Origin of the sequence: Pseudoalteromonas sp. UBA2102 (assembly GCF_002331165.1) — a bacterium.
GTDB classification, from domain to species: domain Bacteria; phylum Pseudomonadota; class Gammaproteobacteria; order Enterobacterales; family Alteromonadaceae; genus Pseudoalteromonas; species Pseudoalteromonas atlantica.
This window is the reverse complement of the sequence record NZ_DCYU01000111.1, coordinates 18,252-24,011: the sequence shown is the minus strand read 5'-3', so window position 1 is coordinate 24,011 and position 5,760 is coordinate 18,252. Positions and strand designations below refer to the sequence as shown.

At 42.9% G+C, this 5,760-nt stretch carries 6 protein-coding genes; all 6 read right to left on the bottom strand.

Annotation, left to right across the window (positions count from 1 at the left end; translation table 11 throughout):
• A partial coding sequence (locus B2R65_RS15085; RefSeq protein WP_476748309.1) for a flagellar motor switch protein FliM occupies positions 1-470 on the bottom strand: 470 nt, incomplete at its 3' end.
• Between the two features lie 9 nt (positions 471-479).
• A complete protein-coding gene (gene fliL / locus B2R65_RS15080) occupies positions 480-1,013 on the bottom strand; it encodes a flagellar basal body-associated protein FliL (protein ID WP_286744066.1) in 534 nt (177 codons plus the stop codon).
• Between the two features lie 57 nt (positions 1,014-1,070).
• Positions 1,071-3,056 carry a flagellar hook-length control protein FliK gene (locus B2R65_RS15075; protein WP_286744063.1) on the bottom strand — a complete coding sequence of 662 codons (1,986 nt, stop codon included), beginning with the start codon at positions 3,054-3,056 and terminating at the stop codon, positions 1,071-1,073.
• Positions 3,057-3,145: 89 nt separating this feature from the next.
• On the bottom strand, positions 3,146-3,592 hold the full coding sequence (fliJ, locus tag B2R65_RS15070) for a flagellar export protein FliJ (RefSeq protein WP_004588294.1): 447 nt from the start codon (positions 3,590-3,592) through the stop codon (positions 3,146-3,148).
• Entirely contained in the window at positions 3,592-4,926 is a 1,335-nt protein-coding gene (fliI, locus tag B2R65_RS15065; RefSeq protein WP_054982998.1) for a flagellar protein export ATPase FliI, read from the bottom strand. The genes fliJ and fliI overlap by 1 nt, the downstream gene beginning before the upstream one ends.
• Before the next feature lie 18 nt (positions 4,927-4,944).
• The gene (fliH, locus tag B2R65_RS15060) at positions 4,945-5,754 is read right to left on the bottom strand and encodes a flagellar assembly protein FliH (RefSeq protein ID WP_064386715.1); all 810 of its coding nucleotides are present in this window, start codon (positions 5,752-5,754) and stop codon (positions 4,945-4,947) included.
• Between the last annotated feature and the right edge of the window lie 6 nt (positions 5,755-5,760).

Here is a 5,760-nt window from a genome sequence, read left to right as displayed (position 1 = left end):
AGCATTTGCACGATTCGACGTTCGGTAGGGGTAAATTCGCGGCCTTCAATTTTGGCATGGTAACGCCCGTCACCACCAAAAAAGTTATCTACCAAAATAAACACTAAACGTGCTTCCATGGTGATAAGGCCAGTGCCTTTTAGCGGTCTAAAACGCACCATATTTAAACTTGTTGGTACAAATAAGGTATGAATGTATTCGCCAAATTTAATCATTTGTACGCCATTAATCGACACCTCTGCGGTGCGGCGCATCATGTTAAATAAGCTTATTCGCATATGACGAGCAAACCGCTCGTTAACAATTTCCAGGGTCGGCATGCGACCACGCACGATCCGATCTTGCGAAGAAAAGTCGTACTGTAATGTACTGCCTTCGCCGTCTTCACCTTCGTGTATATCTTCCTCTTCGACTTCATCAACGCCGTGTAAGAGTGCATCAATTTCGTCTTGGGATAATAAATCGCTCACGCTAGCCCCTTATTGCATCACAAAGCCGGTAAACAATACCCGCTCAATTACTTTTGTGCCTTCAACATCATTTAGCGCAGCTTGCACTTTTTCAAGCGCAGTAAAGCGTAATGTTTCTTTGCCTGCACTGGTGCTGAGCTCATCAGCTGTGGTGGTTGAAAACACGCTTAATAAGGTGCCTTCAATCAGTGGGATGTGCTTTTTAGCGGTTTCTTCATTTACATCGCCACGCACAAGTAATTGCACTTTTATTTGTACAATTCTATCTCTGCTTGACCCAGGTACATTAAACACAAAGGGTCTTGGCATAGCAACATACAAGGCACTGCCCATTTCAGCTGAAGAGGCTGAAGGTGTAGCCGAGTCGCTTTGCGCTGCGGTTGTTGTTTCTTCATCTAATGTTTCAACGGGTGCATCATCGCCCGCCATAAAAAAATAGCCTGCACCACCGCCAACAACAAGCAGTACTGCCACTATGATTATGATCAGCTTTTTTTTGCTTTTACCGGTTTCTTCTATTTCTAAACTTGTTTCTTCGGCCATTGTGATTCCTTTTTTAGCAAAGGTACTTGCTTGTTTTAGTTATTATAATAGCAGTACTTAGGCATAGTAATCTATTGATGATGAAGTTTGTTGTCGAGAACTTTGTGGGTTAGCTCCATCTTGCTCATCATTTTTATCCTGCTGTGTATTTTTATTAGCCGTTTGACCTTGTGATTGCCCTTCGCCTTCATCGCTTTGCTCATTACCAGATTGCCCGTAAGAAATCGTACTTTCACCTAAATCAATTCCCTGCTCGGCTAACATTTCACGTAAGCGCGGCATTGATTGTTCAAGTGCTTCTTTAGCTTGCTGGTTTTGCACTACAAAATTTATTTGTGCTTGTTCAGCATCACTTCTGATACGAATTTGCATGCTGCCCATTTCTGGCGGATCTAAGCGAATTTCAGCTTCTTTATTGCTAATGCTTAGCATTGAAGATACACGCTCTTGAAGCATTTTAGCTGCATCACTTTTAACAATATTAATAGCCTGCATCATACTTGCATCTATATTTACCTGCTTAACCTGCGCGGTGCTGCTTTGTAATTGCTGCGACTGTATAGCTTGGCTCTCTAAAATAGACTGCTCATAACGAGCGTTGTCATACTGAGTATTTATTTGTGCCTGCGTATTATTAATGCCATCGGTTATCAACGTAAACACCTGAGCTACACGCGATAAACCAGTATTTGTTTTAGGCTCTTTAAGTAAGCTTTCCTGCTCGGCCTCTAGGGCGTTCAACTCTTCTGGATTTACACCATCTTGCTCAATACTAGAGGGTGCTTCAGCATTAATCATGGCTTTATTTTGCGGTGTATTCGCATTCATTGCAGCATTACTGGCTTGCTGCGCATTTAAAGCCATATTTGCAGAGCTCGACACACTTTGCGCTTTGCTCTCACTGAGCTGCGTATCAAGCATAGTTTGTAAGTTGCTTATTGTTTCATTTACTTTTTTGAGCGCATCACCTGTCGATTGCTCGTTACTCACATAGCTTTTTAATTGGCTAAGTAGCGCCTGCTTTTCATCGCTATTTAAGTTTTTTAACTGAGATTGAACTAGCTCACCGCGCGTGCTTGTCTCTTTTTCGTTTTGTACGACAAATTCTGTCAATAATTGTTTAACGGAGCTTGCACGATCATCACCTTCACTTGGCGTGGTTTCAGTAAATGAGCTTTTAACGTGCTCGTTTAATTGTGCACGTTGCGCTTCGCTTAATGAGTTGAGTACTTTAGATGTAGTTGATAGCTCTGATTGCGTAGATGAACGAGTCAGTTCTTTGGCTAATTGCTCTATGTCTGCATCGCTTATAGGCAGCGCACTTTCAGCATTTAATACAGTGCCTGGCGCTTTTGTATTCTCAGCACCTTTATCTTCATTATTTACAGAGGCTGCACTGCTATTAGCTTTATTAATTTGTGTTTGCACCGCTTCTGCTATTTGGTTTTTAGCGGCACTACTTGCTAGGCTCTCATTTTTTAAAGAAGGGGCTAAATTTTCTCCAGCGCTTTGCTTAGCTGCTTTAGTTTCAAGCTCGGCGTTTGTAAACGCGCTTTTTTTGCCATTGCTATTATCGTCAGCTAAAAGAGTATCATCGGCTTTAGTCGTTATGGCATCTGCTTCATCAGTTTCACCTAATTGCGAAGCTAAAAAGTTGACACTTTTATCACTCTTTTTAGCACTTAAATCGCTAAAATCATTATCGCTACTGCCGTGTTTTTTTACACTTACGTCAATCACTTGCGAGGAGTTTATTTGTGCTAAAACGCTATCGCCAGATAATAACGTATCTTGCGTGTCATCACTTGATGAAGCTGTCGGTTTTTTGCTATTGGCTAGCTGCTTATCATCTGTTGGCAATAAAGAGCCTGCTTGGCTAGGAGCCTCAGAATTAGCAGGCAATACAAAGGGTTTGTCTGCATCTTGTAGCTGGCTTAAAAAAGCATCACCAGATTCGTTACCTGCAGGTAAGTTATTGTCTTTAAATGCTAAAAAAGAGTCTTTTTCAGCTGTTGCCAACATTGAAATATCGTTTATTGCCATAATTCACCTACACAGCACTGCGGCAAGTTGCCACCGCACTTTGCCAAAATTAATTACCACCTACCAACAAAGCAATAAACGCGCCAAAGTTATAAACTTTTACGGCGCTGAAAAAATTGATTAGCAGAAAACTCGTCCAGCATTTTTTGCTCACTCTTTGCCATTAACGCCGCTGCTTTTAGGTTTTGTTTTTCAATTAATTTTGCTACGGCTTTTGCTTTTACCTGTTGCTTTAACCACAAAGCTTTACGCTGTGTTACAACTTGTTTAGCGGTATTTACCGTACTGGCTTGCTGACGAATCGCTTCTTCAATTTTTGCTATAAAGGCATGGTACTGACCAAAGCCCGCGCTTGATAAACCGGACTTTCCTTTCACATGTAATTGCTGAGAGTATTCTAATCTAAAGTTATTTAACCCTTGCAGCTTTTGTTGGTTAGCTTGTAAATTTTGATTGGCTTGTAAGTAGCTCATGCGCAGATTTTCTTCTTTGTCGTTTTCGAGCTTAAGCAGTAAATCGAGCTTATTTTTTGCCATTATGCTTGTCCTAGTAATTGGGCTAGGCCGTGTAAACCATCGTCGTAACTTATTACATCGCGCATACCTTGCTGTAAAAACGCATTTACGCGCGGCATCATATTTATAGCTTGATCAAGCATTTGGTCAGCCCCTTTTTGATACGCACCTAAGGTGATCATATCTTTATTTTGCTGATACATTGAATACACTTGTTTTAATACGCGGGCCTGCTGCATATGAGGCTCAGACACCACTTGCGGCATAACTCGAGAAATTGATTTTTCGATATCTATCGCGGGGTAATGACCGCTATCGGCTAAATCTCGAGAAAGTACAATATGCCCATCTAAAATAGCACGTGCAGCATCGGCTATTGGGTCTTGCATATCATCGCCCTCACTAAGCACAGTAAAAAACGCAGTGATAGACCCTTGACCTTCGCCGCCATTACCCGCTCGCTCCACCAGCGCCGGTAATTTAGCAAATACAGAAGGCGGATACCCTTTTGTTGCAGGAGGTTCGCCAACCGCTAGGGCTATTTCGCGTTGCGCCATGGCGTAACGGGTTACTGAATCAAGCAATAACAATACGTTTAAACCTTGATCACGAAAGTACTCAGCAATGGTCACCGCGCTTTCACAGCCTTTTAAGCGCATAAGGGGCGATGCATCAGCAGGAGCAGCTACCACAACAGAGCGTTTGCGCCCTTCTACACCGAGTATTTCTTCAATAAATTCTTTTACCTCACGGCCACGCTCACCCACTAGGCCAACCACAATAACATCGGCTTCACTGCCGCGGGTCATCATACCTAAGAGGACCGATTTACCAACACCAGAGCCTGCAAACAAACCCATACGCTGGCCTTGCCCTACAGTAATAACTGAGTTTATAGCCCGTACACCTACATCCATAGGTTGGCTGATTGGTCTTCTAGCGAGGGGGTTTATGGGGTTTTGTGCAAACTTTAAATAGTGTTCGGCGTTAATTTTTCCCAGGCCGTCAAGCGGGCGGCCTAAGCCATCTACAACGCGGCCTAGTAGGCTCATACCAACAGGCAAGCCGGTATCATTTACTTGTGGAATAACACGCGCACCGGGTAACACACCGGAAATGTGGTCATTAGGCATTAAGTAAAGGGTTTGCTCACTAAAGCCCACTACCTCAGCATCTACAAACCCTGACATAGTTTCTATTTTGCATTGGCTGCCTACAGGCGCACGTAGCCCTTTCGCCTCAAGGGTTAAACCGACTACTCGGGTTAAAATACCTGCTACAGCAGGTTTAAACGCTGCAATATGTTGTTGGTATTGATTTAAGCGTTCGCTTAGAGGTGCACGTTGAGCTGCCATAACACGCCACAAAAAAGATTAGATACCGCTATTATGCAAAAAGCTATCCAACGTTTCTTTGACACGGGTTTTTAGGGTCATATCTAAAGACGATTGTGGCGTTTTAACTTCGCAACCGCCGCGCTCGAGTGTGGGTTCTGCAATTAGCTGCCAATTATTATCTGCAATAGTTTGCTCACCATAGCTTTGCTTTACCAGTTCTAGATCATCTGGGTTTAAATGCACACGAACTTTTTCTTGCTCAGTATTTAATGCATCTATGCTTTTTTTAAGCGTATGTAAAATAACATCGGGCGATGTTTTAATTTCTTGATAGGTTATAGCTTCTGCCAGCATAACCGCTAATTGCACTAAGTGCTTTTCTGCCAGTTCGTCCACTTTATCAAGCGGAGCGCTGAGGTTGTCGATTATGCTACGCAAGCTGGTTAACTGCTCTTCTATTAACGGCTTAACGTCTTCTTGGCCTTGTGTTTTACCAAGCTCTACGCCTTCTTTGTAACCTGCTTCTTTGCCCTCACCAACCCCTTTTTCAAAGCCATCTATGTAGCCTTGTTCGTGCCCTTGCTTTAAGCCTTCCTCATAAGCATCTTGCCTAATGCGCTCAAGCTCAGCCATAGTTAACGAAGGCAGTTCAGGCTCTTGCGGCTGAGTGTCTTCTACTGCTTCTTCTTCAACTTCTTTTTTATACAAATCAGAAAGCGGTGTGCCAAAAGCCGTTGAACGATTGCCAAAACTGCGCTCATCAGGAGCAACATCAGGTATTGGCCAGTTTTTTAAAAGCTCATCAGCTTCATCTGCATGTAAAGGGCGACCTTTTAATTTAGACATAGCTTA

What these genes read in the sequence shown, in the direction of transcription:
- fliL (WP_286744066.1), bottom strand. Translation starts at nt 1,013, where the DNA reads ATGGCCGAAGAAACAAGTTTAGAAATAGAAGAAACCGGTAAAAGCAAA.
- B2R65_RS15075 (WP_286744063.1), bottom strand. Translation starts at nt 3,056, where the DNA reads ATGGCAATAAACGATATTTCAATGTTGGCAACAGCTGAAAAAGACTCT.
- fliJ (WP_004588294.1), bottom strand. Translation starts at nt 3,592, where the DNA reads ATGGCAAAAAATAAGCTCGATTTACTGCTTAAGCTCGAAAACGACAAA.
- fliI (WP_054982998.1), bottom strand. Translation starts at nt 4,926, where the DNA reads ATGGCAGCTCAACGTGCACCTCTAAGCGAACGCTTAAATCAATACCAA.
- fliH (WP_064386715.1), bottom strand. Translation starts at nt 5,754, where the DNA reads ATGTCTAAATTAAAAGGTCGCCCTTTACATGCAGATGAAGCTGATGAG.